General features: G+C 65.1%; 26 protein-coding genes. 16 read left to right on the top strand and 10 right to left on the bottom strand.

What is annotated here, in order from left to right:
- The first annotated feature begins 84 nt into the window (after positions 1-84).
- From ACFWO3_RS15595 to ACFWO3_RS15565, 7 genes are all read left to right on the top strand, one after another.
- Positions 85-522, top strand: a complete 438-nt coding sequence (locus ACFWO3_RS15595) for an SRPBCC family protein (protein ID WP_378579214.1) — start codon at positions 85-87, stop codon at positions 520-522.
- Positions 519-1,757 (top strand): ArsA family ATPase, encoded by a 1,239-nt coding sequence (locus ACFWO3_RS15590; protein WP_378579262.1) that lies wholly within the window; start codon positions 519-521, stop codon positions 1,755-1,757. Before ACFWO3_RS15595 ends, ACFWO3_RS15590 begins: the two co-directional genes overlap by 4 nt.
- Positions 1,754-2,170, top strand: a complete 417-nt coding sequence (locus tag ACFWO3_RS15585; protein ID WP_378579212.1) for a hypothetical protein — start codon at positions 1,754-1,756, stop codon at positions 2,168-2,170. Before ACFWO3_RS15590 ends, ACFWO3_RS15585 begins: the two co-directional genes overlap by 4 nt.
- 49 nt (positions 2,171-2,219) lie before the next feature.
- Positions 2,220-3,191, top strand: a complete 972-nt coding sequence (locus ACFWO3_RS15580; protein WP_378579210.1) for an ROK family protein — start codon at positions 2,220-2,222, stop codon at positions 3,189-3,191.
- Positions 3,192-3,314: 123 nt separating this feature from the next.
- On the top strand, positions 3,315-4,058 hold the full coding sequence (locus ACFWO3_RS15575) for a lysophospholipid acyltransferase family protein (RefSeq protein WP_378579207.1): 744 nt from the start codon (positions 3,315-3,317) through the stop codon (positions 4,056-4,058).
- A 50-nt stretch (positions 4,059-4,108) separates the two neighbouring features.
- Entirely contained in the window at positions 4,109-4,600 is a 492-nt protein-coding gene (locus tag ACFWO3_RS15570; protein ID WP_378579205.1) for a polyadenylate-specific 3'-exoribonuclease AS, read from the top strand.
- A 61-nt stretch (positions 4,601-4,661) separates the two neighbouring features.
- Complete coding sequence (locus ACFWO3_RS15565; protein ID WP_378579203.1) at positions 4,662-6,047, top strand: class II 3-deoxy-7-phosphoheptulonate synthase; 1,386 nt, start codon at positions 4,662-4,664, stop codon at positions 6,045-6,047.
- Positions 6,048-6,065: 18 nt separating this feature from the next.
- On the opposite strand, the gene pknB is transcribed toward ACFWO3_RS15565, so the two are convergent.
- Positions 6,066-8,105 carry a Stk1 family PASTA domain-containing Ser/Thr kinase gene (pknB, locus tag ACFWO3_RS15560; RefSeq protein ID WP_378579201.1) on the bottom strand — a complete coding sequence of 680 codons (2,040 nt, stop codon included), beginning with the start codon at positions 8,103-8,105 and terminating at the stop codon, positions 6,066-6,068.
- A 113-nt stretch (positions 8,106-8,218) separates the two neighbouring features.
- On the opposite strand from pknB, the gene ACFWO3_RS15555 reads away from it, so the two are divergent.
- Positions 8,219-8,587 (top strand): Rv2175c family DNA-binding protein, encoded by a 369-nt coding sequence (locus ACFWO3_RS15555; RefSeq protein WP_378579199.1) that lies wholly within the window; start codon positions 8,219-8,221, stop codon positions 8,585-8,587.
- A gap of 39 nt (positions 8,588-8,626) precedes the next feature.
- On the top strand, positions 8,627-8,989 hold the full coding sequence (locus ACFWO3_RS15550; RefSeq protein ID WP_378579197.1) for a VOC family protein: 363 nt from the start codon (positions 8,627-8,629) through the stop codon (positions 8,987-8,989).
- On the opposite strand, the gene ACFWO3_RS15545 is transcribed toward ACFWO3_RS15550, so the two are convergent.
- From ACFWO3_RS15545 to ACFWO3_RS15530, 4 genes are all read right to left on the bottom strand, one after another.
- A complete protein-coding gene (locus tag ACFWO3_RS15545; protein WP_378579261.1) occupies positions 8,958-9,890 on the bottom strand; it encodes a phytoene/squalene synthase family protein in 933 nt (310 codons plus the stop codon). The two genes, ACFWO3_RS15550 and ACFWO3_RS15545, sit on opposite strands and share 32 nt — an antisense overlap.
- A gap of 35 nt (positions 9,891-9,925) precedes the next feature.
- The gene (locus ACFWO3_RS15540; RefSeq protein WP_378579195.1) at positions 9,926-11,575 is read right to left on the bottom strand and encodes an alpha-(1->6)-mannopyranosyltransferase A; all 1,650 of its coding nucleotides are present in this window, start codon (positions 11,573-11,575) and stop codon (positions 9,926-9,928) included.
- 63 nt (positions 11,576-11,638) lie between these two features.
- On the bottom strand, positions 11,639-13,237 hold the full coding sequence (crtI, locus tag ACFWO3_RS15535) for a phytoene desaturase family protein (RefSeq protein WP_378579193.1): 1,599 nt from the start codon (positions 13,235-13,237) through the stop codon (positions 11,639-11,641).
- 6 nt (positions 13,238-13,243) lie between these two features.
- Entirely contained in the window at positions 13,244-14,341 is a 1,098-nt protein-coding gene (locus tag ACFWO3_RS15530; RefSeq protein WP_378579191.1) for a polyprenyl synthetase family protein, read from the bottom strand.
- A 124-nt stretch (positions 14,342-14,465) separates the two neighbouring features.
- On the opposite strand from ACFWO3_RS15530, the gene ACFWO3_RS15525 reads away from it, so the two are divergent.
- The gene (locus ACFWO3_RS15525; RefSeq protein ID WP_378579188.1) at positions 14,466-15,455 is read left to right on the top strand and encodes a methylenetetrahydrofolate reductase; all 990 of its coding nucleotides are present in this window, start codon (positions 14,466-14,468) and stop codon (positions 15,453-15,455) included.
- On the opposite strand, the gene ACFWO3_RS15520 is transcribed toward ACFWO3_RS15525, so the two are convergent.
- From ACFWO3_RS15520 to ACFWO3_RS15500, 5 genes are all read right to left on the bottom strand, one after another.
- Positions 15,448-16,617 (bottom strand): glycosyltransferase, encoded by a 1,170-nt coding sequence (locus tag ACFWO3_RS15520; RefSeq protein WP_378579186.1) that lies wholly within the window; start codon positions 16,615-16,617, stop codon positions 15,448-15,450. The genes ACFWO3_RS15525 and ACFWO3_RS15520 overlap by 8 nt on opposite strands.
- Positions 16,614-17,288, bottom strand: a complete 675-nt coding sequence (locus ACFWO3_RS15515) for an LppM family (lipo)protein (protein ID WP_378579184.1) — start codon at positions 17,286-17,288, stop codon at positions 16,614-16,616. The genes ACFWO3_RS15520 and ACFWO3_RS15515 overlap by 4 nt, the downstream gene beginning before the upstream one ends.
- A 136-nt stretch (positions 17,289-17,424) precedes the next feature.
- Complete coding sequence (locus ACFWO3_RS15510) at positions 17,425-18,243, bottom strand: carotenoid biosynthesis protein (protein ID WP_378579182.1); 819 nt, start codon at positions 18,241-18,243, stop codon at positions 17,425-17,427.
- A complete protein-coding gene (locus ACFWO3_RS15505) occupies positions 18,240-19,838 on the bottom strand; it encodes a phytoene desaturase family protein (protein ID WP_378579179.1) in 1,599 nt (532 codons plus the stop codon). The genes ACFWO3_RS15510 and ACFWO3_RS15505 overlap by 4 nt, the downstream gene beginning before the upstream one ends.
- A complete protein-coding gene (locus tag ACFWO3_RS15500; protein WP_378579177.1) occupies positions 19,835-20,473 on the bottom strand; it encodes a GNAT family N-acetyltransferase in 639 nt (212 codons plus the stop codon). The genes ACFWO3_RS15505 and ACFWO3_RS15500 overlap by 4 nt, the downstream gene beginning before the upstream one ends.
- A gap of 78 nt (positions 20,474-20,551) precedes the next feature.
- Here ACFWO3_RS15500 and ACFWO3_RS15495 point away from each other — a divergent pair, with 78 nt between their 5' ends.
- The 6 genes from ACFWO3_RS15495 (at position 20,552) to ACFWO3_RS15470 (ending at position 26,364) form a co-directional block, all read left to right on the top strand.
- Positions 20,552-21,073 (top strand): SAV_6107 family HEPN domain-containing protein, encoded by a 522-nt coding sequence (locus ACFWO3_RS15495; RefSeq protein WP_378579176.1) that lies wholly within the window; start codon positions 20,552-20,554, stop codon positions 21,071-21,073.
- A gap of 222 nt (positions 21,074-21,295) precedes the next feature.
- Positions 21,296-21,733, top strand: coding sequence for a DUF3040 domain-containing protein (locus ACFWO3_RS15490; RefSeq protein WP_378579174.1), 438 nt, complete (start codon positions 21,296-21,298; stop codon positions 21,731-21,733).
- Positions 21,734-22,214: 481 nt separating this feature from the next.
- Positions 22,215-22,646, top strand: coding sequence for a division/cell wall cluster transcriptional repressor MraZ (mraZ, locus tag ACFWO3_RS15485; RefSeq protein ID WP_378579172.1), 432 nt, complete (start codon positions 22,215-22,217; stop codon positions 22,644-22,646).
- 180 nt (positions 22,647-22,826) lie between these two features.
- Positions 22,827-23,846: a 16S rRNA (cytosine(1402)-N(4))-methyltransferase RsmH gene (gene rsmH / locus ACFWO3_RS15480; protein WP_378579169.1), complete on the top strand. Its 1,020-nt coding sequence runs from the start codon at positions 22,827-22,829 to the stop codon at positions 23,844-23,846.
- The gene (locus ACFWO3_RS15475) at positions 23,843-24,514 is read left to right on the top strand and encodes a hypothetical protein (protein WP_378579168.1); all 672 of its coding nucleotides are present in this window, start codon (positions 23,843-23,845) and stop codon (positions 24,512-24,514) included. The genes rsmH and ACFWO3_RS15475 overlap by 4 nt, the downstream gene beginning before the upstream one ends.
- Entirely contained in the window at positions 24,511-26,364 is a 1,854-nt protein-coding gene (locus ACFWO3_RS15470; RefSeq protein WP_378579166.1) for a peptidoglycan D,D-transpeptidase FtsI family protein, read from the top strand. The genes ACFWO3_RS15475 and ACFWO3_RS15470 overlap by 4 nt, the downstream gene beginning before the upstream one ends.
- Positions 26,365-26,417: the final 53 nt, after the last annotated feature.

The raw sequence follows: 26,417 nt of genomic DNA, 5'->3' as shown, positions 1-26,417 counted from the left end.
TGATAGGCAGGCACACGTACCGATCGACCGGCCGAAATGCATACCCGAAAGTGGCTGGAACCAGGGAAAGGAAGCGTTCGTCGCATGCCCGAGAAGACCAAGAGGTCGATCAGCATCGAGGCTCCCGCAGCCGACGTGATGAACGTGATCGCCGATTTCGACGCCTACCCCACCTGGGTTGCCGCGGCGAAGTCCGTCGAAGTACTCGAGACCGGCAGCAACGGTCGTGCCGATCGCGTTCGATTCGTCCTCGATGCCGGAATGGTCAAGGACACGTTCGAGCTCGAATACGACTGGGCGGAAGACGGGAACTCGGTCTCGTGGAATCTCGTGTCGGGTGAGATCCAGAAGGCCCAATACGGTGCTTACACCTTGGTGGAAGAGCCGGGAGGCAGCACGACGGTGACCTACGAACTCACCGTCGACCTCACCATTCCCGTGATCGGCCTCTTCAAGCGCAAGGCAGAGAAGGCGATCACAGACACGGCTCTGAAGGAACTGAAGAAGCGGGTCGAAGGCTGAGCGGCAAGCATTCGGGCGGTACCGAGTGCGCTGTCGGCACTCGGCTTCAGTTCTTCGTCGGCAAGGGTGGAGCCGGAAAGTCCACGCTCGCGGCCGCAACAGCAGTGGTCGCTGCGTCGGATCGTCGGGTCCTGCTCGTATCGCTCGACCAAGCTCACTCCACGGTGGATGTGCTCGGGTCCGACGGGAAGCCGCTTCCGGAGAACTTGGAAGTGTTGGAGTTGGACACTCTCTCGCTTGCCGAGGACCGGTTTCGAGACCTGAGTTCGCTTCTGGCGCTTGGTGGTACTCACGTGCATGGCGCGCAGTTCGCTTCGCTCGAGCCGGAAGAATTGCTCGGTGTCCCCGGCGTCGAGGGGCTGCTCGGCCTGCTCGAGATCACCGACCGGGTGCACACGCAGCACTACGACCTGATCGTGGTCGACTGCCCGTCCACAGCGTCTTCGCTGCGGCTTCTCGGTACTCCTGCGATGGTGCTGGACTACATCGAAAGTGTCTGGCCGCAGCAACAGCGCATGATTGCGGTGGCCGGCACAGACCCGCGGCTCCTCGTGTTCGTGTCGCTCGTCGAGAGGATCGTGTCGAGTCTCGGCCGTGTCCGGGACCTGCTGTCCGATCGGGAAGTTACGTCGATTCGCCTGGTGACCACAGCGGAATCGGTCGCCCTGATCGAAACGAGGCGGGCCCTCGCGGCGTTGGCGCTGTCACAGACGAACGTCGACGCAGTTTTCGTGAACAACCTTTTCCCGCAATTCGATTCGACGGAAAGTGTGGGGCCGGCGCAGGACTGGTCCACCCAGCGTAGAGCCTCGCAGGATGCGGCGGTGAAGGAGTTCGAGGCTTCGGCAGCCCTCGTGAGGACCCGCTCGGTCACCCTCTGCTCCGACGAGCCGGTAGGGTTGGCCGATCTCGGTGCGCTCGCGCAGCAGATGTACGGCCGTGACGAGGACGCGGCAGCACTGCTCGATGCGAACGTCCCACCGATACGGGTGGGTCTGGAATCCGGGGCAGGTCTGGAGTCGGTGTACGTCATGCGGGTGTACCTGCCCCTGGTGGACGCATCGACGCTGACCTTGGGGCGAGTGGAGGATGACTTGGTGGTGGGAGCCGAAGGAGTTCGACGTCGAGTACGACTGGCATCGGTCCTGCGGCGGTGCATCGTGTCGGGTGCCGAGCTGGACGCTCGAGATCTCGTCGTTCGCTTCGTTCCGGACCCTCAGGTGTGGCCGGCATGACTGACGAACACGCACAGCTGGTGGCCGAATTGCGTGCCCTGACCGAGACGGTTCTCGATCGCGTGGAGCCGCTGCTGCGCAAGGCGGCGGACCCGTCGCGACCCGAAGGGCACGATCCTTCCGACGAACGTGTCGGTTCTGCCGCCGGCGAAGCACCGGACTCGGGCTCCGGTTGCTCGTGGTGCCCGGTGTGCGCGGTCGCCGCACTGGTTCGGGGCGAACAGCACGACCTCGTGACGCTCGTGGCGAGCCAACTCTCGGCGCTCATCGCATTACTCCGTCAGCTGCTGGACGAATACTGGCCACGAAACGAACCGGAACCGGACGGTCCGGGACCGGCAGAGCCGGAATCCGACGAATCGAACGGTCAGGCAGCTCGTTTCGTCCCCATTTCGGTGCAGATCAAGCCCTGATCGCACGGTCTCCTGTGTGGAGAGCCCTCGCTCCGGTGACAATCGAGGCATGAACAGTGCGACCGCCGTCCAGGCGCTCACCGTGGGGATCGACGTCGGAGGTACGAGCATTCGGGCGTCCGTGGTCGATGGCGGCGGCGAAATCCTCGACTCGATTCAGGCGCCCACACCGTCGTCGGCGAAGGCGCTCGACAGCGCCCTGGATCGAACTGTGCAAGAACTCGCGTCCAGGCACGAGATCGCCGCGGTAGGTCTCGCGGTCGCTGGGTTCATCACCCCCGATCGGACCACCGTCAGGTTCGCTCCGCATCTGCCGTGGGTGGAAGCTCCCGTCGGGCGGGACCTCGGTAACCGCCTGAATCTTCCGGTGGTCCTCGAACACGACGCGAATGCGGCAGCGCTCGCGGAGCATCGGTTCGGTGCCGCGGCGGGCGGCCAGAACGTGGTGATGGTCGCGATCGGAACGGGAATCGGCGCCGCGTTGTTGCAGGACGGTGTTCTGTACCGAGGCAGCCACGGCGTCGCGCCGGAGCTCGGTCACATTCAGGTGGTGCCGGGCGGACGGCACTGTGCCTGTGGCAAGCGTGGCTGTTGGGAACGGTATTGCAGCGGAACGGCTCTCGTGGACACCGCCATCGAGCAGCTGGCGGCCGATCCTGCGAGTTCCACGATCCTCGCGCGAGAGGTCTCCGTCGACCCGGGTTCGCTGACAGGTCGCCGCGTCGCCGGAGCGGCACAGGACGGTGACCCCATCGCGTTGCGAACGTTCGCCGAGTTCGCACGCTGGCTCGGGGTCGGACTTGCGCTCGTCGGTGACGTGTACGACCCCGATCTCGTTGTCATCGCAGGGGGAGTGGCCGGCTCTGCCGCCCTGTATCTCGACGATGCCCGTGAGCACTATGGCGTACTCGCGACCGGTTCCGGGCATCGCCCCCTCGCCCGTATCAGAGGCACACAACTGGGCGAATCGGCCGGGTTGATCGGTGCGGCAGAACTTGCACGTGCGGCGATCGCGATCTGAGGTGTCCGCTTTCGGTGATTCGTCCTGGGTTCACTCGAACCGGGTATCCCTTGTGTAGCGACCTCCATCGGCCCAAAGTAGAGTCGGGCGGAACGAACGTCGCACGTCATCGGGAGGAATGCCATGTGGTATCGGCTCTTCAAGTACGCATTGCTGGGGCCTTTGCTGTGGGCACTCGGACGCCCGTCGGTGAAAGGGATCGAGCACATCCCGAACGAGGGCGGCGCGATCATCGTCAGTAACCACCAAGCAGTGCTCGACTCCTTCTTCCTTTCCCTCGTCGTGAAGCGGCAGATCACCTTCCTCGCGAAGAGCGAATACTTCACGGGCAAAGGGCTCAAGGGTGCATTCCAGCGCTGGTTCTTCACCGTCGTCGGGCAGGTCCCGATCGATCGCACCGGCGCCGACGCAGCGCAGGACGCACTGAACGCCGGTCTGCGCGTCATAGATCAGGGCAAGTTGCTCGGCATCTACCCGGAAGGCACACGGTCTCCCGATGGCCGCCTCTACAAGGGCAAGACGGGAATGGCGCGGCTGGCTCTCGAATCCGGTGTCAAGGTGATACCTGTTGCCATGATCGGTACCGACAAGGTGAACCCCATCGGGTCGCGTGTGTGGCGTCCGGCGAAAGTCACCATCAAGGTTGGTGAGCCCATCGACTTCTCGCGGTTCGACGGTATGGGCGGCAATCGGTTCGTCGAGCGCGCCGTCACCGACGAAGTGATGTACAAGCTCATGAAGCTCTCCGGTCAGGAGTACGTCGACATCTACGCGGCCAGCCTCAAGAACGCTCCCAAGGAGCAGCCCGCCTCCGACGATCGAGACGCGACGGACGCCACCCGAATCCCGGACAGCCAGGTCGGCTGAAGAGGGCTCCGGGTCCGGGCCCGTATCGACCGGGCATAGAGTCTGCGGTCGTGCGCTACTTCTACGATTGCGAGTTCATCGAGGACGGCCACACCATCGAGCTGGTCTCGATCGGCGTGGTGGCCGAGGACGGTCGCGAGTTCTACGCCGTGTCGACCGAGTTCGATCCGGCCAGAGCAGGTAAGTGGGTGCGCAAGAACGTCATCCCGAAGTTGCCGCAGCCGTCCTCGCCACTGTGGAAGAGCAGGGCGCGTATTCGCGAGGACTTGCTGACGTTCCTGATTCCCAGGCCCGGTGTCGTACCGGAAATGTGGGCATGGGTGGCCGCGTACGACCACGTCGCCCTGTGCCAGCTGTGGGGGCCCATGACTGCCCTGCCACAGTCGATGCCGAGATTCACCCGCGAGTTGAAGCAATTCTGGGAAGACAACGGCAGCCCCACACTGCCGCCCGTGCCCGACGACGCACACGATGCACTTGCAGACGCCCGGCACAATCTGGCCAAGTTCGAGGCGGTGCTCGCAGCACGCTCGTTGCGCTGAACCGCCCGTGCTGAGGTGACCTGAAGTCGCCCGCCGGAATCCGAACGAATATCCTGTAGTGGTGAACTGGACTGTGGACGTGCCCATCGATCGCCTTCCCGAACTTCCGCCGCTGCCGGCCGAGCTTCGCGACAAGCTCGATGCGGCCCTCGCCAAGTCGGCCGCTCAGCAGCCGCAGTGGCCCGAGGAGCAAGCGTCTGCCATGCGGACGGTTCTCGAGAGCGTGCCGCCCATCACGGTTGCCAGCGAGGTCGAGGCGCTTCAGGAGAAGCTTGCCCAGGTTGCTCGCGGAGAAGCCTTTCTCCTGCAGGGTGGCGACTGTGCGGAGACCTTCGCGGACAACACAGAACCGCATATCAAGGGCAACATCCGCACACTCCTGCAAATGGCCGTCGTGCTCACCTACGGTGCGAGTCTGCCCGTCGTGAAGGTCGCACGTATCGCCGGCCAATACGCGAAGCCGCGCTCGTCCAACCTGGATGCGCTCGGCCTGCCGTCGTACCGAGGCGACATGGTCAACTCGATCGTCGCGGACGATGCCGTGCGCGCCCACGACCCGTCCCGGCTGGTGCGCGCATACGCGAACGCCAGCGCGGCGATGAACCTGGTCCGCGCACTCACCGGGGCCGGCATGGCCGACCTCCACAAGGTGCACGACTGGAACCGCGAGTTCGTGACGTCATCTCCTGCAGGTGCCCGCTACGAGGCCCTCGCAGAGGAGATCGACCGCGGACTCCAGTTCATGAACGCATGTGGTGTCACCGATCCGAGCCTGCACCAGGCCCAGATTTTCGCGAGTCACGAGGCACTCGTCCTCGACTACGAGCGCGCAATGTTGCGCCTCGACGATCAGGGGGACCACCCCAAGCTCTACGACCTGTCGGCACACTTCCTGTGGATCGGTGACCGGACCAGGCAACTCGACGGTGCGCACATCGCATTGGCCGAGTTGCTGGCCAACCCCATCGGACTGAAGATCGGTCCCAGCACGACGCCGGAGATGGCAGTCGAGTACGTGGAGCGTCTCGACCCCACCAACAAGCCCGGCCGCCTCACCCTGATCTCTCGGATGGGTAACAACAAGGTTCGTGACCTGCTACCGCCCATCATCGAGAAGGTGCAGGGTACGGGTCGCCAGGTGATCTGGCAGTGCGACCCGATGCACGGAAACACCCACGAGGCGTCGACCGGCTACAAGACCCGTCACTTCGACCGCATCGTGGACGAGGTGCAGGGCTTCTTCGAGGTCCACAACGGACTGGGGACCCACCCGGGCGGCATCCACGTGGAACTCACCGGCGAGGATGTCACCGAGTGCCTCGGCGGTGCACAGGACATCTCCGACCTCGACCTCTCGGGTCGATACGAGACCGCGTGCGACCCGCGTCTGAACACCCAGCAATCGCTCGAGCTGGCCTTCCTCGTGGCCGAGATGCTGCGCGGCTAGATTGCCGGGACAGGCGGGTCAGGGAAAGGAAACCAGGCCGACGCTGCTGCCAGGCTCGACCAACGACCCGCCGCCGGGCGATTGAGTGATGACGAGCGACATGTCGGTCTCGGCAACCTGCTTCACCGCGACGTCGAGGCCGAGCCGAGTCAGTTCGTCGCGTGCGGAACTGACCGACCTGCCCAGCAGGCTGGGTATCTTCACCGCATTGGATACCGTGAGGGTGGCGCTGCTACCGGCACGAACGGTGTCACCGACTCGTGGGTCGGTGCCGATGGTGCGGCCCGACTCGACGTCGGGGGAGTAGCTCTCGGTCACGGAGCGAACCGTGATCCCCACCGAGTCCAGTGCCTTGCGGGCTTCGTCCTCGGTCATGCCCTGCACGTCCGGAACGGTGACCGGCGGGCTGCCCTTGCTCGTGATCATCGATACCGTTGCGCCGACCGGGAGCACAGTTCCCGGCGCAGGGTCGAGAGCAGCCACCCCACCCTCGGGGACCGAAGCACTGAACGCGTCGCCGCCGTCCACGGGAGTGAAGGTGTGATCACGCAAGCTCTGCTCGGTGAGTGCGCGATCGCCGCCACTCGCGAGGGTCGGCACTGCGGGACGTCCCAGCGAGACCAGTAGCGCAACGGTGCCGTCCCTGGTGATCCGTGAGCCGGCGACCGGATCGGTGCCGAGAACAGCGTCCTCGGCGTCGGAATCGGAATACCGCCCCTGAATCTCGGTGTCCAATCCGGCACCCTCGAGAGCGCTCACCGCGGCATCGCGGTCGAGCCCGTCGATCGGCGGGACGGCGGTGTAGCGGCCCGACCCCATCCACCAGCCGCCGAATCCGACTGCGAGAGCCAACGCGATCACCACGAGAAGCCAGACCATCGTGGTGCGGCGGGACCGGCGGCGTTCGGCGTCGAAACTCGAACCGTCGTAACCGCCCGCATCCTCGAATTCGTCCTCGTGCTCTCGGTCGTCATCGAACTCGGCGCCAGCCTCGTCGAGCATGTCGCGACGTGGAGTCAGCCCGGTGACCATTCGGGTGTGCTGCACTCCGCCGTGTATCGGTGCGGGAGGGGGTGCTGCTCCAGCAGGAACCGCTGCGGTGGCGCCGTCCATCGGGCGATTGCCGACCGCGGGAACGGCCGTCGTAGGTGGTACGTCGGCCGCCTGCGTCGCGAAGCGTTCCGCACTGGCGTGCTGAGCCGATCGCCGTGGTGCCGGCACTCGGTAGTCGGGGAGATCGAGAGTGGTGGCCGCCCGGCGCAATGCTGTGGCGAGGTCGCCGGCATTGGTGAAACGGTGGTCGGGTTCACGGTGGGTCGCCTCGGCAACCAGATCGTCGAATTCGGCGGGCACCCCGGAGATGAAGGAGCTGGGGCGCGGAACATCCTGGTTGATTCGCTGGTAGGCGACCGACAGCGAGGTATCCCCGGTGAACGGAGTTCTGCCGGTGAGAAGCTCGAACAACAGGATTCCGGTCGAGTAGACATCGCTGCGCGTATCGGAGATTCCCGTGGTCACCTGCTCCGGCGAAAGATACGCAGCGGTGCCGAGAATTACGCTGTTGGACGTGGTGTTCGCCGCTGCGGCCGCTCGTACGAGGCCGAAGTCGGCGATCTTCACCTCGCCCGAATCGGAGATCAGAATGTTCTCGGGTTTGATGTCGCGGTGGACGAGCCCACCGCGATGCGCGACTGCCAGCGCGTCGAGAACCGGCCCTGCCACCGCGGCCACCGCATGTGGGGGCATCGGACCGCGTTCACGGAGAAGCTCGCGCAATGTGCCACCCTCGACCAGTTCCATGACGAGGAAGGCACGATCTCCGTCGTGACCCTGGTCGTACACGGCGACGAGCGAAGGATGCTTGAGGCGTGCGACCGATCGTGCTTCGAACTCGAATCGCGACACGAACGCCGGGTCGGCCGCGAATTGGGGATCCATGACCTTGATGGCAACAGGACGGTCCAGACGAGTGTCGAGGCCGCGGTACACGGTGGACATTCCACCGCGCGCGATCGTCGCATCCACCCGATAGCGCCGTTCGAGCAGTTCGCCGATCAAGCCGATTCCTCCCAAATATTGGATGCCGAGTCTGATGTGCCCGGCCCGTCAATCGTAGCCAGCTGCACCAACCGGTAGCACGAAGCGGGAATCGACCCGATAATGTTGGCCCCGTGAGTGCCATTCCTTACAGTTCCGATGTTCTGGATCGATCCGTCCCGCTGCTGCAGTTACCCGATGTGGCGAAGAATCTCGGATTGGTCGTGACACGTGTGCAGCAGATGCTGCGCGATCACACCCTCGTCGCGGTTCGACGCGACGGGGTTCTGGGTGTTCCGGAGGCATTCTTCGCGGACGACGGCGAGATTCTGCAGCGACTTCCCGGCCTCCTCTCCGTGTTGCACGACGGCGGTTTTCGTGACGAGGAGATCCTCGAATGGCTGTTTCGTGAGGACGACTCGCTTCCGGGGACCCCGATCGCTGCGATGCGCGGCGACCTCGCCCGTGAGGTCATCAGACGCGCCCAGGCGATGGGTTTCTAGATAGGGATGGGTTTCTAGATCTCGACGAGGAGTACCGCCATGAAGCCGACAGGAGTGGTGGCGAACATCAACGTCACCGACATCGACGAGGCGAAGCGTTTCTACTCCGATTATCTCGGCCTCTCCGACGTGGCATTCGACCTCGGATGGGTCGTGAACCTGCAGTCTGCCGACGGTCGTGCGTCCGTTCAGTTGGTCGGTGGGGATGCGACGTCCCCGGCGGATTCGGCGATATCGGTGCACGTCGGTGATCAGATCGAGGAAGCATACGAAGACGCCCAGCAGCGCGGGTACGAGGTCGTGTACCCGCTGACGACGGAGTCGTGGGGTGTCCGGCGGTTCTTCGTTCGTGCTCCCGACGGGACTGTCGTCAATATCGTGAGCCACGTCGACGAGGCGTGAGAATCGGTCGGGAGGCGAGTCGCACCAGCTGTGGCAGAGCGACCGTGAGACGACCACGTACCGGTACGACAGCACGACGGTCGAGCACCCGAAAGTCGTTGCGCTCTATCTCGTCGAGGATGCGTGAGTACAGCGTGAAGGCTGTACGGATCCCCGGTTGCACCCGATCGTCCAGCATGGTGACGCCGGGCTCCGCGCTGCGGTAGGTGGCCCGTGTCGTCGCGATGATGTGGGCAAGGCAGCGTCGTACGGGTGGTGGGGTCACACCGGATGCGCGGGCGGCGATCAGCACGTCTCTGTCGACCCCGAATGCCGCGAGTTCGTCGAGCGGAAGGTAGAGCCGTCCGCGATCGAGGTCTTCGCCGACGTCACGAACGAAATTTGTGAGTTGAAACGCTTCGCCGAGTGCGGTGGCGTGCGGTTCGGCTTCGTTGCGTGGCACCTTGGTGCCGAGAACGGGCAGCATCTGCAGACCGATCACGACCGCGGAGCCGTACATGTACTCGCGCAGTTGCGGCATGGAGGCGTATTCGGATCGGTACGAAGGTGATCCCGGAACATCCATGCGCATGGACTCCAGAAAGGCGCGAAAGTATTCGACCGGGATGTCGAACCGGGTCACTGCATCGTGGAAGGCCGGCAGCACCGGATCCAGTGCAGGAACGGACGCGGACGGTGTCGACCGCTCACAGAGGCGGTTCTCGATCGTGTCGAGCACGCGAACGTCTGCCTGCCGGTTCTGGTCCACCAGGTCGTCGACGACTCGGGCAAAGCCGTACAGTGCGTGAACCGCGGATCGGCGGGCGCGGGGGAGAAGCCTGGCCGCGAGGAAGTACGTCCTGCCATGCTCGGCGGTGATCCGTGCGCAGTGCCGGTACGACTCGGCAACGTGCGGAGGCAGGCCCGGATTCACAGCATGCGGAGGCAGGCTCGAATTCACTGCGTGCCGGACACCGGAACCGTTGCAGCGGCATCGGGTGCGACGATGCTCTCGGACGGACTCACAGGTCGAGGTGACCGAAGCCGAAGCGGGTCGACGGTGCGAAGGGACATCGCGGCAACGACGGCGGCGAAGGTGGCCAACATGACGTGCGGCAGCGTGTAGAGGCCGATGGACCCGTCCGGCTGGAACACGAGCATGAGCCACGTGGAGAGTCCGACCAGGATCATCAGAGTTCGGTGTGACAGGGCGAAACCTGCGGCGACCGCGAGCGGCCAGGAGTAGTACCACGGGAGCGCGGCGGGGGAGAGCACGACGATCGCGACAAGCACGATGAGGATGCCGAGTACGGCGTCGCGTTCGGTCTTCCGGAATCGCCACCATGCAGCGAGGATGATCGCGACGAGGGCGACTGCGCAGATCATGCGGGTGATTTCGAGTACGCCGCCGAGTCGCAGATCGGCGAACCAGGACGTTCCGACCGTGACGATGTGCGCCATGATGGTCGGCAAAGACAGCCAATTGATGATCTTTGCCGACCCGGAGAGGGCGGTCATCCAGCCGAGGCCGACACCGGCGACTGCGGAGGCTCCCGCGAAGATGGCCACGAACACCGCGAAACCAGCGCTCGCCGTCTTCGCGAACAGTGCGAACGGATTGGGTGGCGTGCGTCCCTCTGCTTCGGCGCGTTGCTTCTCGTGAATCATCCAGATCCACACCATGAACGGAAGCGCAGCGCCTGCCGTCGCCTTGATGGCCACGGCGACCGCAACGAGTGCGATGCCGCCGAGGTGCTTGCGTTCGAGTACGAGCACGATGCCCGCGGTCATCAGGCCCACCATGAGCAGTTCGTTGTGAACGCCGCCGATGAGGTGGACGAGGACCAGTGGGTTCAGAACCGCCAACCACACGGCAATGGTGGGACTGCCGCCGAAGTGTCGGGCGAGGCGTGGAACGGCCCACACCATGAGTGCCAGGCCGGGAAGCATGGTGAGACGCAGGAGCATGGTGCCCGCGATGACGTTGTCACCGGTCAGTGCAGTGATGCCCTGCCCGAGCAGCAGGAACAGTGGACCGTAGGGCGCCGTGGTGGTCGTCCAGACGTTGCTGACGTTGTCGAGAAGGATGCCGGGATTGATCACCGGGCCGACGGCGTACGGATCGAATCCGTCCCGCAGAAGGGCGCCCTGCGCGAGGTAGGAGTAGGCGTCGCGGCTGAACATGGGCACTGCGAGGAGAAGCGGAGCCGTCCAGACGATCACGATGTTGCGCAGATGGGACAGGCTCACCTGGTGTGCCAGAGTGCCGCGACCGAGCCTCACCCACGCTGCGATCATCGAGACCACCCCGAGCCACACGATCGCGGTGGACAGGATCTGTCCGTGGCCGAAGCGAAGCCACGACAGGTACATGGATTCGAGCAGGGGATCCTCGCGGCGCACACTGCCTGCGCCGAACCCACCGAAGGTGATGAACACGGCACCGACGAAACCGAGGAGGGATGCGTGGCCCTCTGGGCTTCGGAGAAAGTCACCTGTGGTGCGCATCCAGGACCTGGTCGGCGCCTGTACAGGGGCCGGGGTCTCGGTGGTGTTCGAAGTGATGGTGTGCGCCGGTGTAGCGGCTCCACGGGTAGAGGACGTCATGTTCGGCGGATTCCTCCCCCCGGGGTCTTCGGCTGTCGTCGGCGCATGACAGGTCGCGCCCGATCATGCGTGGTCGAGAGACCAGTTTAGAGGGTGATCGGACCGACTCCGACCACGGCTCACCGACGCGCCGGTAATTCGCTCCGCGGCGAGTCTTCCGGAGATCAGAACGGTGGGCACTCCGACGCCGGGAACGGTACCGGAACCAGCGAGAACGGCATTCTCGAGGCCGTCCACCAGGTTGCCGCGCCGGAATGGTCCGGTCTGCCGGAAGATATGTGCCGCAGCGAACGGGCTACCGGCGGACATGCCCTTGAACGACCAGGTTTCGGGCGTGTCGACGTGATCGACGGTGAAGTGTTCGCCGATCCCTGAATAGCCTCGTCCCTCGAGTACGTCCAGCAGCTCGGCCGTGTACGGCTCGGTGATCGATCTCCAATGCAACGGTGCGCTGTCGAGGTTGGGACACGGAGCGAGAACGGAGAGCGGCTCGCGGTGCCCGTCGGGAAGACGGAGGCCGGGGTCGCTCACGGCGGCACGAGTGACGAGCAGTGACGGGTCGGTCATCAACCGTCCGCGACCGGGACGTGCGGTGATCTGCGCGAACGTGGCATCCCACGCATGTCCGAAATCGATGGTGTGATGTCGATGCGTCGGCCACCGATCGGCGACGGTGGTGTCGACCGTTCCGTGGAGGACGACCGCTGACGGCGAGATTCGAGCTGCTCGCGGGGCCGGACGCGATGCCGATCGCAGCAGACGATCGACCACGGCGATGTCGGGAGTCAGCACGACGGTGTCGCATTCGATTCGCTCGCCGTCGTCGAGGACGACGGCATTCACTCGGCTGCCGGAGACGTCGAGGGCATCGACCGAAGTGCTCGTGCGTAAGTCACCACCTGCCTGGGCGAAGGCGTCGGCCATGGCTTGGGGAATCGCACGCATGCCGCCTTCGGGGAAATAGACGCCGAGCGATGTGTCCATGTGGGCGATCGCACCGTAGACGGCGAGCGCGCGAGCAGGAGGAACACCTGCGTACAGCGCCTGGAACGTGAAGATTCGTTGCAAGCGGGGATCGGTGAGGAAGTGCTCGACGCGGGCGCCGAGCCGACCGAAGCCGCCGAGCCGGACGAGTCGGGCCAGGTCCTTCGCCGCGGCCGGAGACGACATCAGGTCGAGTGGCGAATCGAAGTTCGAATTCATGAAGCGGTCGAACTCGGCTTCGAAGATGTCGGCCAGCCACCTGCGTAGCCTGGAGTACCTCCGTGCTTCCGCTGGGCCGCACAGTTCCGACACCGCGGCCGACATGAGATCGGGATCGGAATGCACGTCCAGGGATGTGCCGTCGGCAAAGCGTGCGTGATAGGCCGGTTCCAGTCGGTGAATTCTCAGCGCGGGCCGTATGGAGCCCGGGTCGGCGCCGACGGCGGCAAGTGCGTCGTCGACGAGCTCGGGCATGGTCAGCACCGTCGCGCCGTTGTCGATCTCGTAACCGGGAAGACGATAGGTGCCGACCCGCCCGCCCGGAGCGGACTCCCGCTCGAGCATCGTCACGCGTCGTCCCGAACCGAGGATATGCAGCGCGCACGACAAGCCGGCGAGACCTGCGCCGACCACCACGACGTGGTCCGTCCTGCCCTCGACCGTGCGGCTACCACCCATCTCGGCCTACGACGCGCGGCGAGTGGCAGCTCGTGCCATCTCGGTGAGAGCCGCCTTCGCTTCGGGCGTGGCGGAACTCGAATCGAGCACCTCGAGAGAACGGGCGGTGAGGGTGGCGATCCGCTGCTCCACATCGTCGACTGCGCCGACGCGGGTGATGATGTCCCGGAGGCCGTCCACTTCCGTATCGGTGAGATCGGTTCCGATGCCGTCGCGAAGTCGACCTGCCGCGATCGGGTCGTCCGCGTCCGCCCGCTGTAGCGCTGTGGCGAAGAGGACGGTGCGCTTTCCGGCGCGAAGATCGTCGCCGGAGGGCTTGCCGGTCACGGCCGGGTCGCCGAAGACGCCGAGGACGTCGTCGCGGAGTTGGAAGGCGATTCCGATGTCACGCCCGAACGCGCGGTAGTCGGCGACGAGTGCATCGTCCGCGTCGGCGAGGGCGGCGCCGAGGTGCAACGGCCGTTCGATCGTGTAAGCGGCCGTCTTGTACCGGTTGACCCGCAACGCGGCTTCGACGGATTCGTCGCCACCGGCTTCGCCGGAAATGTCGAGGAACTGGCCGCCGAGCACCTCGGTCCGCATGGCTGCCCAGACCGGCGAGACGCGCGCCGCGGCGGCGGCGTCGATCCCGGACTCCCGCAGCATATCGTCGGCCCAGGCGAGAGCAAGATCGCCGAGAAGGATGGCGACGCCCTCACCGAAGTGGGCGGAGTCGCCGTTCCACTGCTTGCCCCTGTGGGCCTCGGCGAACTCGACATGGATCGTGGGGTAACCACGTCGCGTCGTGGAGGCGTCGATGATGTCGTCGTGTACCAGCGCGCATGCCTGAACCAGCTCGAGAGCGGAACATGCCCGCATGACCGCGCCGTCGCCGGCCGTGTCGGGGTTCCCACCGGCACCGACCCATCCGGTCCAGGCGAACGAAGGCCGGACTCGCTTACCGCCGCGGAGGACGAAACTTTCGAGTGCATCCACGGCCTCGCGGTAACCGGTACCGAGTTCGTTCACCACGGCTGCCCTGGAAGCGAAGAATTCACGAAGGGCGGTCTCGACCTGTGTCGCCAGTGCGGTCGGTCGCGGTCCAGCAGACAGGGTGGCCTCCAAGCTAGCGGTCCAAGATGATCAACGACCACCATAGTGAACGCAGAAGTCGGCTGCACGCTGGGGATATGCTCCGAGCAGTGGATGCAGTGACCGGTCCACCGTTGATCGAACATATGCTTGACGGGTGACATTCGATTCCGTCAGGGGGCGGGCCAGCGAAGGTTGGGTGACTCGTACTCCGTCCATCGTCGACCGAATCGCCGCGGCGCCGCAGGGCCGGGTTCCGTTCTCGGTCGAGTTCTCTCCGCCCCGCGACGAAATGGCCGAGGCGAGACTGTGGCGTGCCGTTCGTGTGTTCGAACGGCTGGGACCGGCCTTCGTGTCGATGACCTACGGCGCCGGCGGCTCCACCCGGGACCGAACTGTTCGCGTGACGGGTCAGCTCGCCGAAGAGACGACCTTGCTGCCGGTTGCGCACCTGACTGCCGTGTCGCACAGCGTCGACGAACTGCGTTCGATGGTCGGCGCGTACGCGGACCGGGGAATCAGCAACATTCTCGTACTCAGAGGCGACCCGCCGGGCGATCCGCTCGGTGAGTGGCAAAAGCACCCGGAGGGAGTCGAGTACGCCGAGGAACTGGTTCGGCTCGTCCGGGATCTCGGGGACTTCCACGTCGGAGTTGCGTCCTTCCCGGAAGGGCACTACCGGGCTTCGGATCTGGCGCACGACACCCGCTACCTGGTCTCGAAGTTGCGTGCCGGTGCCGAGTACTCGATCACGCAGATGTTCTTCGATGTGGACGATTACCTGCGGCTTCGCGACCGCGTGGTTGCTTACGACGCCGAGCAGGGGCGCAAGCCGATCATCCCGGAGATCATGCCGGTCACGTCCCTGCGTTCGGTGCGCCGCATGCTGGAACTGTCGGGTTCTTCGCTGCCTGCACACCTCGAGCGGAAGTTCGATCTCGCGGCGGGAGACGGCCCGGAGGAGAATCGCGCAGCGGTGCGCGAGATAGGCATCGATCTCGCAACCGAGATGAGTGAGCGATTGATCGCCGAAGGCGCACCTGGGCTGCACTTCATCACCCTCAACTACGCACGGGCCACCAGCGAAGTGCTGGCCCGACTGGGAGATAAGGTCGGTACCGCGGCGGATTCCGCCTCGGTCAGCTGAGCGGCCTTCCCTTCCACCTGGTCAGTCCTCGTGCGTGGTCGCGGTGGGAGGCGGCGAGAAGCCAGGTCGCGGCAGCGACCGCTACGGGGTGCGCGGCAGCATCGACCAGGTCGCCCTTCGTCGGAGCGGAGCCCCTCTCGACCCATCTCGTGATCACTCGGGAGCCGAGCGCTGCCGCATAGGCGCCCATCGCCCAACGTCTGACGGCGCCGCGCGCGGCGATCGCCACGACGGGCGGCAGCACGTACGCACACCAGAGAGTCGCAGACAGCGTGGTTGCCGTGGCGGCGCCCCCGAACGACGACCACAACCAGCGTCCGTACCCGGCGCGAAGCGATCGCCCGTCCTTGTACATGCGGCATGTCGCGTACCGTCCGGCGATCGCGACCGCGGTGCGATGGCCGGATCGTCTCAGGACGCGGGCGATGTCGAGGTCCTCGGTCACACTCGACGCGACGGTTCGATGACCACCCACGGCGAAATAGGTCGCGGCGTCGAACACCAGAAACTGCCCGCAGGCGACCACGGTGGAACTTCGGAAATCACGGTTGGCGGTGGCCACGGGAAGCGTCGACGACCACGACCAGGCGAGCAACGGCTGGACGAGACGCTCGGGCCACGATGGTGCGACCTGAAAAGGCCAGGGCGAGAGCATCGCGCATCCGAGACGGCGTGCTTCGAGACACGCGGTGGCGAGGGCATTGGGGTGCAGTCGCACGTCTGCGTCGAGAAAGACAACGATCCCGGCGGCAGGGGAGGGTGGACCTGTACGTTCGACTGCTGCGACGCACGCCGCGGGTTTGCCGACCCACCCGGCTGGGGGCTCGGTGTCTCCACGAATCACCACGAATCGATCGTCTCGACCGCAAACCCGCTCCGCGGCTTCGGCCGTCCCGTCCGACGAGTTGTCGTCGTATACGACGACACGAAGTGCCGGGACCCCGGTTTGCGCCTTCAGATCACCGACCAGTGCAGGCAGCGTCCTGCTTTCGTTGCGGGCGGGAACGACGACGGTGACGGGTTCGTCGAACCTTCGCTCGGTGGTCGTCGGACGCGGCAGGCGCGGGACGGTGCAGGCGTTGAATGCTGCCGTCGCGAAGCCGAGACCGGAGACGGCAGCCGCGGCGAAGCCGGCCGCGACCGGCAGGCGGGCCGAACTCACACGTCGGATCCCGAAGTCGACGTGCTGCGGCCGCTGCCGATGGCGGGTTCCTTGTTTCGGCCGATCCAGGCGAGTGCACCGACGATGACCGCGACTCCGATGGTCACACCACCGACGATTCCGGCCCATCCTGCGAAGCTGCGGGTGTTGGGGTCGGCGTAACGAACCTCGGCTCTGATCGTGCTCTTCTCGCCCGCCGGGAGCTTCCACGACACGATCGAATCACCCTCGCGGGTGCCGTTGGTGGTGGCCACGCGCGCGGGAAAGGCGATGGTGAACTGAACATCGGACCCGGTGGCCGGCACCGATTCGAGATCGGCCTTGCCTTCGAGGGTCACGAAGTCTCCCGAGCGGCGGAGGGCGATCTGGAGGGCGCCGCCTGCCTGCTCGTGCATCGAACCGAGCTGGGCCACATCACCGAAGGTGAGATCGCTGAAGAAGGCCTGGGATCCGACGTAACCATCCCTCTTGTACTCCTGGATCCGAATCTTGTCGGCAAGCGAGTCCGGGGGCACGAGTTGGGGGCCTTTGTCTTGTTCGTCGACCGGAACGGTCGCCGCGACGATCTGTCCCGACACCCTGTCGTTGGCGGACACACCCATCGAGACCTGCACCCGCAGGCAGGCGGTCAGTGCGGGAACGAGAAGGACTGCGAGGAGGACGATGGACATGGCACGACGCCCGGAACGACGGGTCTTGGCCGTAAGCGAGGGCAGTTGCACAAGGCTATCGTGCCAGCACAGGGGTGTACGTGTCGGAGGATGGGGGGTGTGTTGCGGTTCTGTGCGGCACTGGGCGACACGTATCTCACCGTCGAGGGGCTCGCTCGGCCAGTAGCTTTCGAGCCAGCGGCATGCCGAGGACGCCCATCACGAGAAGACCGTAGACGGCCGAGAAGCGTAGCTCCGGCGCCGACAGGAAGACGCTGTGGGCCAGGGCGGATCCGAGCCACGTCCATGCGAACAGCACCAACGGAACGGTGTCGCGTCGGGAATCGGAAACTCGGGGTGGGCAATCGGAAACGCGGAGTCGGGAATCGATCGCGCTCATGACCGTGACCATCAGGACCGCGACCAGGAGCCACCCGGCATAGTTGGTGAGCGGAATGTGCTCCAGGCCTGGCAGCCCGGAATCGGTGACGCACCAGCGCCACTGGCCGTCCGCGACCATCTGGGCGTCGAGGTACAGATCCCAGCCAACCACGCCGACGACAGTGAGTACTGCGCGCTTCCAGTGCCTGCGGGTGATGTACACCGAGACGCACCAGACCGGGTAGAAGCCCGCCGTCCACGCCAGCGGCACGACGAACGGTACTCCTGCGATGTCGGGGCCGAGACGGTCGGTCGCGTACGAATAACAGCCGTAGGGGATACCGGTCGCCGTACCGACTACTTCCGAGGCGAGCCCGATGCCGGCGGTCGTGATCAACAGTCCCGCCGTCCAGGCGGCGCCCCGGTTCACTGCCGCGTGAACGAGACACGCTGCCGCCGAGAGCAGGACCACGACAATCGTCATGACGTCGCGTGCGTCGTCCTGGGCCAGCGGGTAGGTGATCTGGGCTGCGATCGCGCCGCCGGCCAACACGGCAGGGAGGTAGGCGCGAACCCGTTCCGACAATTGGGTCACCGCGGCGATCGCTTACCGCGTTTCAGTAGGTTGCGCACGCTGTCAGTGCGTAGATCACCCATCGCAATTCGGGCGGCTGTCCGTCCACTCGAGCCCGAGACGCCGCCGCCGGGGTGCGTCGACGCGCCGGTGAGATAGAGGCCGTCGGCGCCGGGTACCCGGTAGCCGGACAGTTCAGGCAGCGGTCGCCACATCATCATCTGGTCCAGTGACATCTCCACGTGCATGACGTTGCCGCCGATGAGGCCCATCTCTTCTTCGAGATCCCGAGGCGACTGCACGTGACGTGCGGTGATCGTCTCGGTGAACCCCGGAGCGAAGGTCTCCATTTCGCCGACGATCCGATCTGCTTCGCTTTCGGCGACGTCGGCCCAGGACCGATCGCCGCCGAGCCGATACGGATGCCACTGCGACCACAGCGTGACCTGGTGTTCGCCGGGAGGACTGATGGTCGGGTCGAGTCCACTGAAACTCATCCCCAGGACTGCCGGCCTGGGCGGCAGTTCCCCCGCCAGTGCAGCACCGTGCGCGCGCCGCAGCTGCGAGCGATCCGACACCAACAGTTGCAACCCGTTGGTCGCGGCGGGGTCGGCCGACGGATACTGGGGGAGCCGTGTCGTCGCGAGCCGAACGACCATCCCGATGCCCGGACCGACCCGAATGCGTCGGCGCCACTTCGTCAGGACTCCGGCGTCGAATCCGCCGCGCTCGAGCAGATCGAGTGTGGTGAGAACGTGACAGCCGGCGACGACGGCGCGGGAAGTGATCTCGCGTCCCGTCTCCGTTCTGGAAAGCCAGTGCCCGCCCGAACGGCGTATCGAGACCACGGCATCGCCGGTGGACAAGCGGCCTCCGTCGGACTCGAGTCGCCTGGCGAGCGCTGCGGTCAGCGCACCACTGCCACCGACTGCGCGACCCGGGGGAGTCGTGTGCATGAGTGCGGCGAACCCGACCATCGGAGCGGTTCCGGGTTCGGACATCGGCGGACCCGACTGGGCACCGAACCAGGCGAGTGCCGCACGTAGCGGTTCGTCGTCGAAGTATTCGTCCAAGATTGCGTCGCCGGAACTCAGGAATTGACGGGACAGGTCGCTTCCGCCGCCCTCCGCATCGAGGCCCCAGAACGAAGTCACCAGTGACGGCCCGTTCGGGGGTCCGGAGAACGCGCGCATCACGCGTGCGCTACGCGGGCCCCAGACCTCTACGAATCGCCGGTACGACTCGGCTTCCCGCGCGCCACAGGCGGCTTCGATCGACCGGCAGGTCGCGTCGAGGCTGCGCCGAAACACGATGCCCGGGCGGTCCGAGCCCGGCGGTGGTGGCGCGAATGCCCAAGGGTCACAGTCGAGATACCGGAGTCCGTGGGCGGCGAGGTCGAGTTCTTCGACGATCCCCGTGTGTCGGATCATGATGTGCGCGGACGATCCGCGATCGACCCGATGGCCGGGAAAGCGGTCCACGGTGGAGACGGCGCCACCGACGACGGTGTCGCGTTCGAGAACTTCGACCGATCGGCCTGCACTAGCTAGGTAACAGGCGGCGACCAGTGCGTTATGGCCCGATCCTACGACGACGACATCGACAGGTGCTTTCACGACGACGGCCCGGATTCGGCGAATGGAAGCCCACGCCCCAGGACCGCGAACGAGCGTCGGTCACCTGCGAAGTGGTAATGGCGAAGGACATCGGAAAACCCGAGTCTGCGGTAGAGACGCCACGCGCGGTTGTCCTCGTCTGCGACTTCCGGGGTGGACAGGAGAACACCCCGTTCGGGTCTTTCGGCGAGAAGCTTGCGGAGGAGACGTTCACCGGTGCGGTGGCCCTGAGCGGCCGGTGCGACATGCAGTTCGGTGAGCTCGAAATAACTGCCGAGTGTCGCGTCGATGGTGGCCTCGTCCCAGCCCGACCGTTGCATCCCCGACTTGACCTGCTGATACCACCATTGGTCCGGGGAGCCGCGATAGCCGTAGGCCACGGCGACGAGCGGGGCCCCGGAAGACGGTGTCGTGCGGGTGTGCCCGGGGCCGGCGGCGAAGGCTCCGACGGCCTGCCAGCCCGGCCGGCGCAGGTGCTCGGTCCACATCGGCGCACGGTGGTACTCGGTGCCGACCGGATAGTTCATCGCGGCGACGTAGATCGACAGCGCTTCGTGCATGCGCGTTCGGAAGTCGTCCTCGTCCAGTTCGACGACGAGAGGCGTTCGGGCTTCGTACGTGTCGACCGGTCTCACCTCATCTCTTGACGGTCTGTCGGTGGGTGCAGTTACATTGAATAGGTCGAACAACTGTTCGATATCGGTGATCCGGTGATGCTCGAGGGAAGCGAGCATCACCGGATTCCGAGCAGTCGTCCCGATACATCCATCGAAGGGTGCGCCGGGTTCGAGGTGGAGGTGTTGGAAGTGACGGAATACCCGCACAGGCATCCGGTCTCTCGTCGGGCGTCGACACTGTTGAATCGTGCGGACGCGCTGTTGTCCGAATCCGTCGGTGCAGGCCCGCCGGCCGATCGATTTCACTGCGCGTATCTTGCCGCGCTGCGTGGGGCGGGCGCGGTCCTGGCTGCGACGGAAGGGGTAAGTGGCGGTGCTGGTCGGCGCGGTGGTTCCCGTAACGCCTGGGTGCTGTTGTCCAGGGTGACGCCGGAATTCGAGGGTTGGGCGGACTACTTTGCTGCCTGGTCGCCGACTCGTGCCGCAATCGAGATGGGGCTGTCCGGTTCGGTGGACGAATCGGATGCGAATTCGTTCCACCGTGAAGTCGGTGAGTTCCTTCATCGGGTGGAGGACTTCATCGGGCTTGCGGGCCGGATCGACTCGCGTGCGTCCTGATGCATTCGTGTCGCGTGGTGCGACTGCGTCTCCTGGGGTTTTCTGCCGCGTCGGCGCTGCTCGACCCGGGTGTCCGAATCACCTGAATCGAACTGGTTCTCGGAGTAGGTGGTACGTGGCACGATGTACTCGTATTATTGATAGCAGGTAGCCGGGAAAGTCGGTTACCCACCTTCTCGCACCGCGTGAAGGTTGCCACCATCCAGTGCCGGGGGAGGTACCGTGCCACTCTCCGAGCACGAGCAGCGCATGCTCGATCAGATCGAGAGCGCTCTCTATGCCGAGGACCCCAAATTTGCCTCCACAGTGCGAGGCGGTCGCATGCGTGCGGCTTCGAGTCGACGAAGAATCCAGGCGATTGCATTGTTCGTCCTGGGTCTCGTTCTGCTCGTCGCGGGCGTTGCGCTTCCGATCAAGCCGGGCGGATTCCCGGTCATCAGCCTGATCGGATTCATTGTCATGTTCGGTGCCGGCGTCCTCATGTTGTGGGGCGGCGGCAAGAAGGCCGAGCAGGGACACAGCGAGGACTCGGATCAGACCGCGACACCCAAGGGTGCAGGACGTGGGCATCCGAAGTCGCGTGGTCCGAACAAGAACGCCGGCGGCGGTTTCTCGTCTCGAATGGAAGACCGATTCCGTAAGCGGTTCGAACAAGAGTAGACACCCTTTCTCTGCACGACTGCGGCGTCACACCTTCTGGTGTGACGCCGCAGTCGTGTGATCGGCCAGTGCTGAGGGGCGACCGCCGCCTCGACCATCGGACTGTCAGCGAATCGTTTCGCGTAGTGGCCCCACCACGTCCCACCCCGGAGCCCCCACTTTCGCCCACATTCGGCAGACCCTTGGGAACTTCAGCGTGAACTTGGGTGTGTAGTGGACATCCCACCTGCACTTATTGCCTGCGGGGGTTCTGTCGGGCGGTAGTTACGGTTGCTTGTCGATGCGACGATCATCACGACCGAAATTTCCCCCACTGCCATTAATGGGGTGTGACCAGTATGTACTTGGCAAATTCTCAGAAAACGCACGAGAATCTGCCTTGAGTGTGGGGGAAAGTGGGGTACTGTGGTGAACAGCGGAGAGCAGAGGTGATCCGCTCGAGTGCAGGACGTTCGACTGTGAACGCAGTGGGAGGTGTCGAGTGTTTCTCGGTACCTACACGCCCAAGCTCGACGACAAAGGGCGACTGACGTTGCCCGCCAAGTTCCGGGAAGCGCTGGCAGGAGGGTTGATGATCACCAAAGGTCAAGATCACAGCCTCGCCGTGTACCCCCGGGAAGAGTTCACGGCACTCGCGCGACGTGCGGCAGCGGCTTCGAGAAACGATCCCGAGGCTCGGGCCTTCGTTCGTGGCCTGGCTGCCGGAACCGACGAGCAGTATGCAGATGCTCAGGGGCGCATCACCCTCTCGGCAGATCACCGGCGATACGCAGGACTTTCCAAGGAATGCGTGGTCATCGGCTCGGTCGACTTCCTCGAGATCTGGGATGCGCAGGCATGGCAGAACTACGTGGACGCGAACGAGGAAAACTACTCGCAAGCGACGGGCGTATCCCTCGGCGGGATCGTTTGACCGCAGTCTCGCGGTGAGTGCCGCGAGGCCTCTGTCCGACGGGACCCTGACGCACTTCCCCAGCGCCAGGTTCCCACTTCGGACAGGGACCCCGAAGCATTCATCCCACCGACGGCCTTCGAGTCGACGGGCAGAGCAGGTAACAGAGAGCAGCAGCGAGGAAGCAGGCCGGAGGACAGCATGGTGGATGACGAGGCAGCAACCGACTCCTCGTCGGCCGGTGCCTTCGGGCACATCCCGGTTCTCCTGAACCGAGCGGACGAGCTCCTCTCTCCGGCACTAACCGGTGTCGACGCAGACGGAACCGGCTCGGTGATGATCGATGCGACGTTGGGTCTCGGCGGTCATTCGGAGCATTTCCTCAGGACATACCCGAAGATGCGGCTGGTGGCGCTCGATCGCGATCCGAATGCACTGCGTATAGCCGCCGAGAGGCTGTCCGATCACGCCGCTCGCGTGACGTTCGTTCACACCCGATACGACGGGATCGTCGCCGCGCTGGAAGAGGCCGGCCTGGCTCCGTACGAGTCGGTGCACGCGATTCTCTTCGACCTCGGCGTGTCGTCGATGCAACTCGACGAGGCCGATCGCGGTTTCGCGTATTCGATCGATGCACCGCTCGACATGCGCATGGACCCGACCATCGGAATCACGGCGGCCGAGGTTCTCAACACGTACTCGCACGGCGATCTGGCCCGCATCCTCAGCACCTACGGGGAGGAGCGCTTCGCCGGGAAGATCGCGTCCGAAGTACTGCGGCAGCGCGAGAAGGAGCCGTTCACGACGAGCGCGGCACTCGTGGAATTGTTGTACCGAACCATTCCTGCGGCCACGCGTCGTACGGGCGGGCATCCGGCCAAGCGCACCTTTCAGGCGCTCCGGATCGAGGTGAACAGCGAACTGGACTCGCTGCGGGCCGCGGTGCCGGCCGCACTCGATGCTCTCGCCGTCGGCGGTCGTGCCGTATTCATGTCGTACCAGTCGCTCGAGGATCGTGTGGTCAAGCAGGAGATCACGCCGCGAGCGAAATCGAAGAGCCCGGAAGGGCTTCCGGTCGAGCTCCCAGGAATGGGGCCGGAGTTTCGAATCGTCACCCGAGGTGCGGAGCGCGCCTCGGAACAGGAAATAGAAGAGAACCCACGATCAGCCCCGGTGCGTTTGCGTGCCGCGGAGAGAATTGCCAGGAGGGCGGCGGCATGACTGTTCAGGTGAGTTCCCCACGTACGCGTGGCGGTCGCCGTTCGAGCGCAGCACAGCGAGCGTACGAGCGACGGACACAGCGGGCCGGTGTGCACAGTGATTCCGGAGTTTCCATGCAGGCGGGGCGGATTCGCGCCGGATCGATGGCCGCACGCATTCCGTTCGTGGCCACCATCATCGGAATGCTGGCCCTCGGTCTGGCCTTGACCCTGCTTCTCACGACTCGTGCGGCGGAGGATTCGTACGGGCTCAGCGAGGCGCGTGACTACAACCAAAGCCTCGTCGAGCAGAAGGCGGCTCTCGAGCGTGACGTCGAGACCGCCAACTCGGCACCGAAGCTGGCCGAGGAAGCTGCCAAGCTGGGAATGGTCCCCGCCGTGGACCCGGCACGTCTGGTCGTGCACCCCGACGGAGCGGTCGAGGTCGTCGGTGAGCCTGCACCCGCATCCGGTGCGCCGGTTGCTCCCCTCAACGCTCCGGCACCGACGAATCAGACGCGGAACACGGTCACCACCCGGACCGACGACGGATCGCAGCGTCAGCGGCCGGCCACACCGGGCCGCTCCGCCACGCCGACTCCCCGCAATGACACGGGGATCCAGGCCGAGGGTGAACAATTGGTTCCCGTGATTCCTTCTACTTCTCCATCCGCTGGTGGTCGCGGGTGACCCGAAGCGCTCCACGAGGTAGGCCAAGGCGCCCCAACGCCGGAGGAACGAATTCCTTTCGATTCCGCCGGCGGATGGGGCGTCTTGCCATGTTCGGTGCGCTCGGCCTCGCGGCCGCGCAGCTGCTCTGGGTTCAGGGTGTCGACGCACCCCGACTGTCCGCGGAAGCGGCGAACCAGCGCACCACGACGAAGGTCGACCCGGCATTGCGTGGCTCCATCGACGATCGCAACGGCAATCCAATTGCTTTCACCATGGAAGCGAAGGCGCTGACGTTTCAGCCGAAGCGTGTCGAGAAGGAACTGGACGAGGCTCGCAAGAAGAGTCCGGAAGCACCGGAGGTCGACGAGCGACTCGAAGCGATCGCCAAGGAGATCCACGACAAGCTCGGCGACGCCGCACCGGAGAAGGACGTCCTCGAGAAGCTGCACAGCGACGAGACCTTCGTGTATCTGGCTCGCAGCGTCGATCCGGCAATTGCCGCCGAGATCAGCGACAAGTACAGCGAGGTGGGTCTCGAACGGCAGGACATCCGTGAGTACCCCGGCGGCTCGCTCGCCGCGAACCTGGTGGGCGCCACCGGGTGGGACGGTCACGGCCTTCTCGGCCTCGAGGACGCGATGGACTCGACCCTGGCAGGCACCGATGGTTCGGAAACCTACGACCGAGGATCGGACAACGCGGTCATTCCCGGAAGCTGGCGAGACAAGCAACCGGCAGTCGACGGTTCGAGCGTCGAGCTGACCATCGACTCCGACCTGCAGTACTACGTTCAGCAACAGGTGCAGTTGGCCAAGGACAAATCCGGGGCCAAGAACGCTTCGGCGGTAGTGCTGGATGCCAAGACGGGCGAGGTGCTGTCGATGTCGAACGACGGTACATTCAACCCCGCGATCGGGGTGGGCAACAACCCGCGCACCGCCGAGATGGGCAATCTGCCTGTGAGCACACCGTTCGAGCCCGGATCGGTGAACAAGATCATCACCGGAGCCGCCGCGATCGAGTACGGCCTCACCAAGCCGGACGAGGTCTTGCAGGTTCCCGGCAGTATTCAGATGTCGGGTGTGACGGTGAAGGATGCGTGGGAGCACGGTGTGGTGCCCTACACCACGACGGGAATCTTCGGTAAATCGTCGAACGTCGGAACGCTCATGCTCGCCCAGCGAGTCGGTGAGGACCGCTTCGCCGACATGTTGAAGAAGTTCGGACTCGGTCAGCGCACCGACGTCGGCCTGCCCGGCGAGAGCGGTGGCAGCGTCCCACCTCGAGACCAGTGGTCCGGCGGTACGTTCGCCAATCTGCCGATCGGGCAGGGCCTCTCGATGACATTGCTGCAGATGACGGGGATGTACCAGGCCATCGCCAACGACGGTGTGCGGGTGCCCCCACGAATCGTCAAGGCCACGACGGACGCCGACGGTGACCGCACCGAGACGGAGCGCCCCGAAGGCGTCGAGGTCGTGAGTCCGGAAACGGCGCGCACGGTGCGCGACATGTTCCGCTCGGTCACGCAGCAGGACCCCACCGGTGTGCAGCAGGGGACGGGTGCCGGTGCGGCGGTCGACGGATATCAGATAACCGGCAAGACGGGCACCGCGCAACAGGTCGATCCCGCCTGCGGCTGTTACTCGAACTCCGATTACTGGATCACCTTCGCCGGCATCGCACCGGCAGACGATCCCCGGTACGTGGTCGGGATCATGCTCGATGCGCCGCAGCGTGGCACCGACGGCTCGGGTGGAGCGTCGGCGGCGCCGCTGTTCCACAACATTGCCTCGTGGATGCTTCAGCGCGACAGTGTGCCGATGTCACCCGATCCGGGCCGTGAGCTCGTGTTGCAGGCCGACTGACGGTAGTCGGCGTGCAGGTACCGCTTGCCGACTCCAGGTTCTTCGGCAGGCGC

Origin of the sequence: Rhodococcus sp. NPDC058521, assembly GCF_042719695.1 — a bacterium.
In the GTDB taxonomy this organism is placed as follows: Bacteria; Actinomycetota; Actinomycetes; order Mycobacteriales; family Mycobacteriaceae; genus Rhodococcus_F.
The sequence above is the reverse complement of the archived record's forward strand: the minus strand, read 5'-3'. Positions and strand labels throughout refer to the sequence as shown.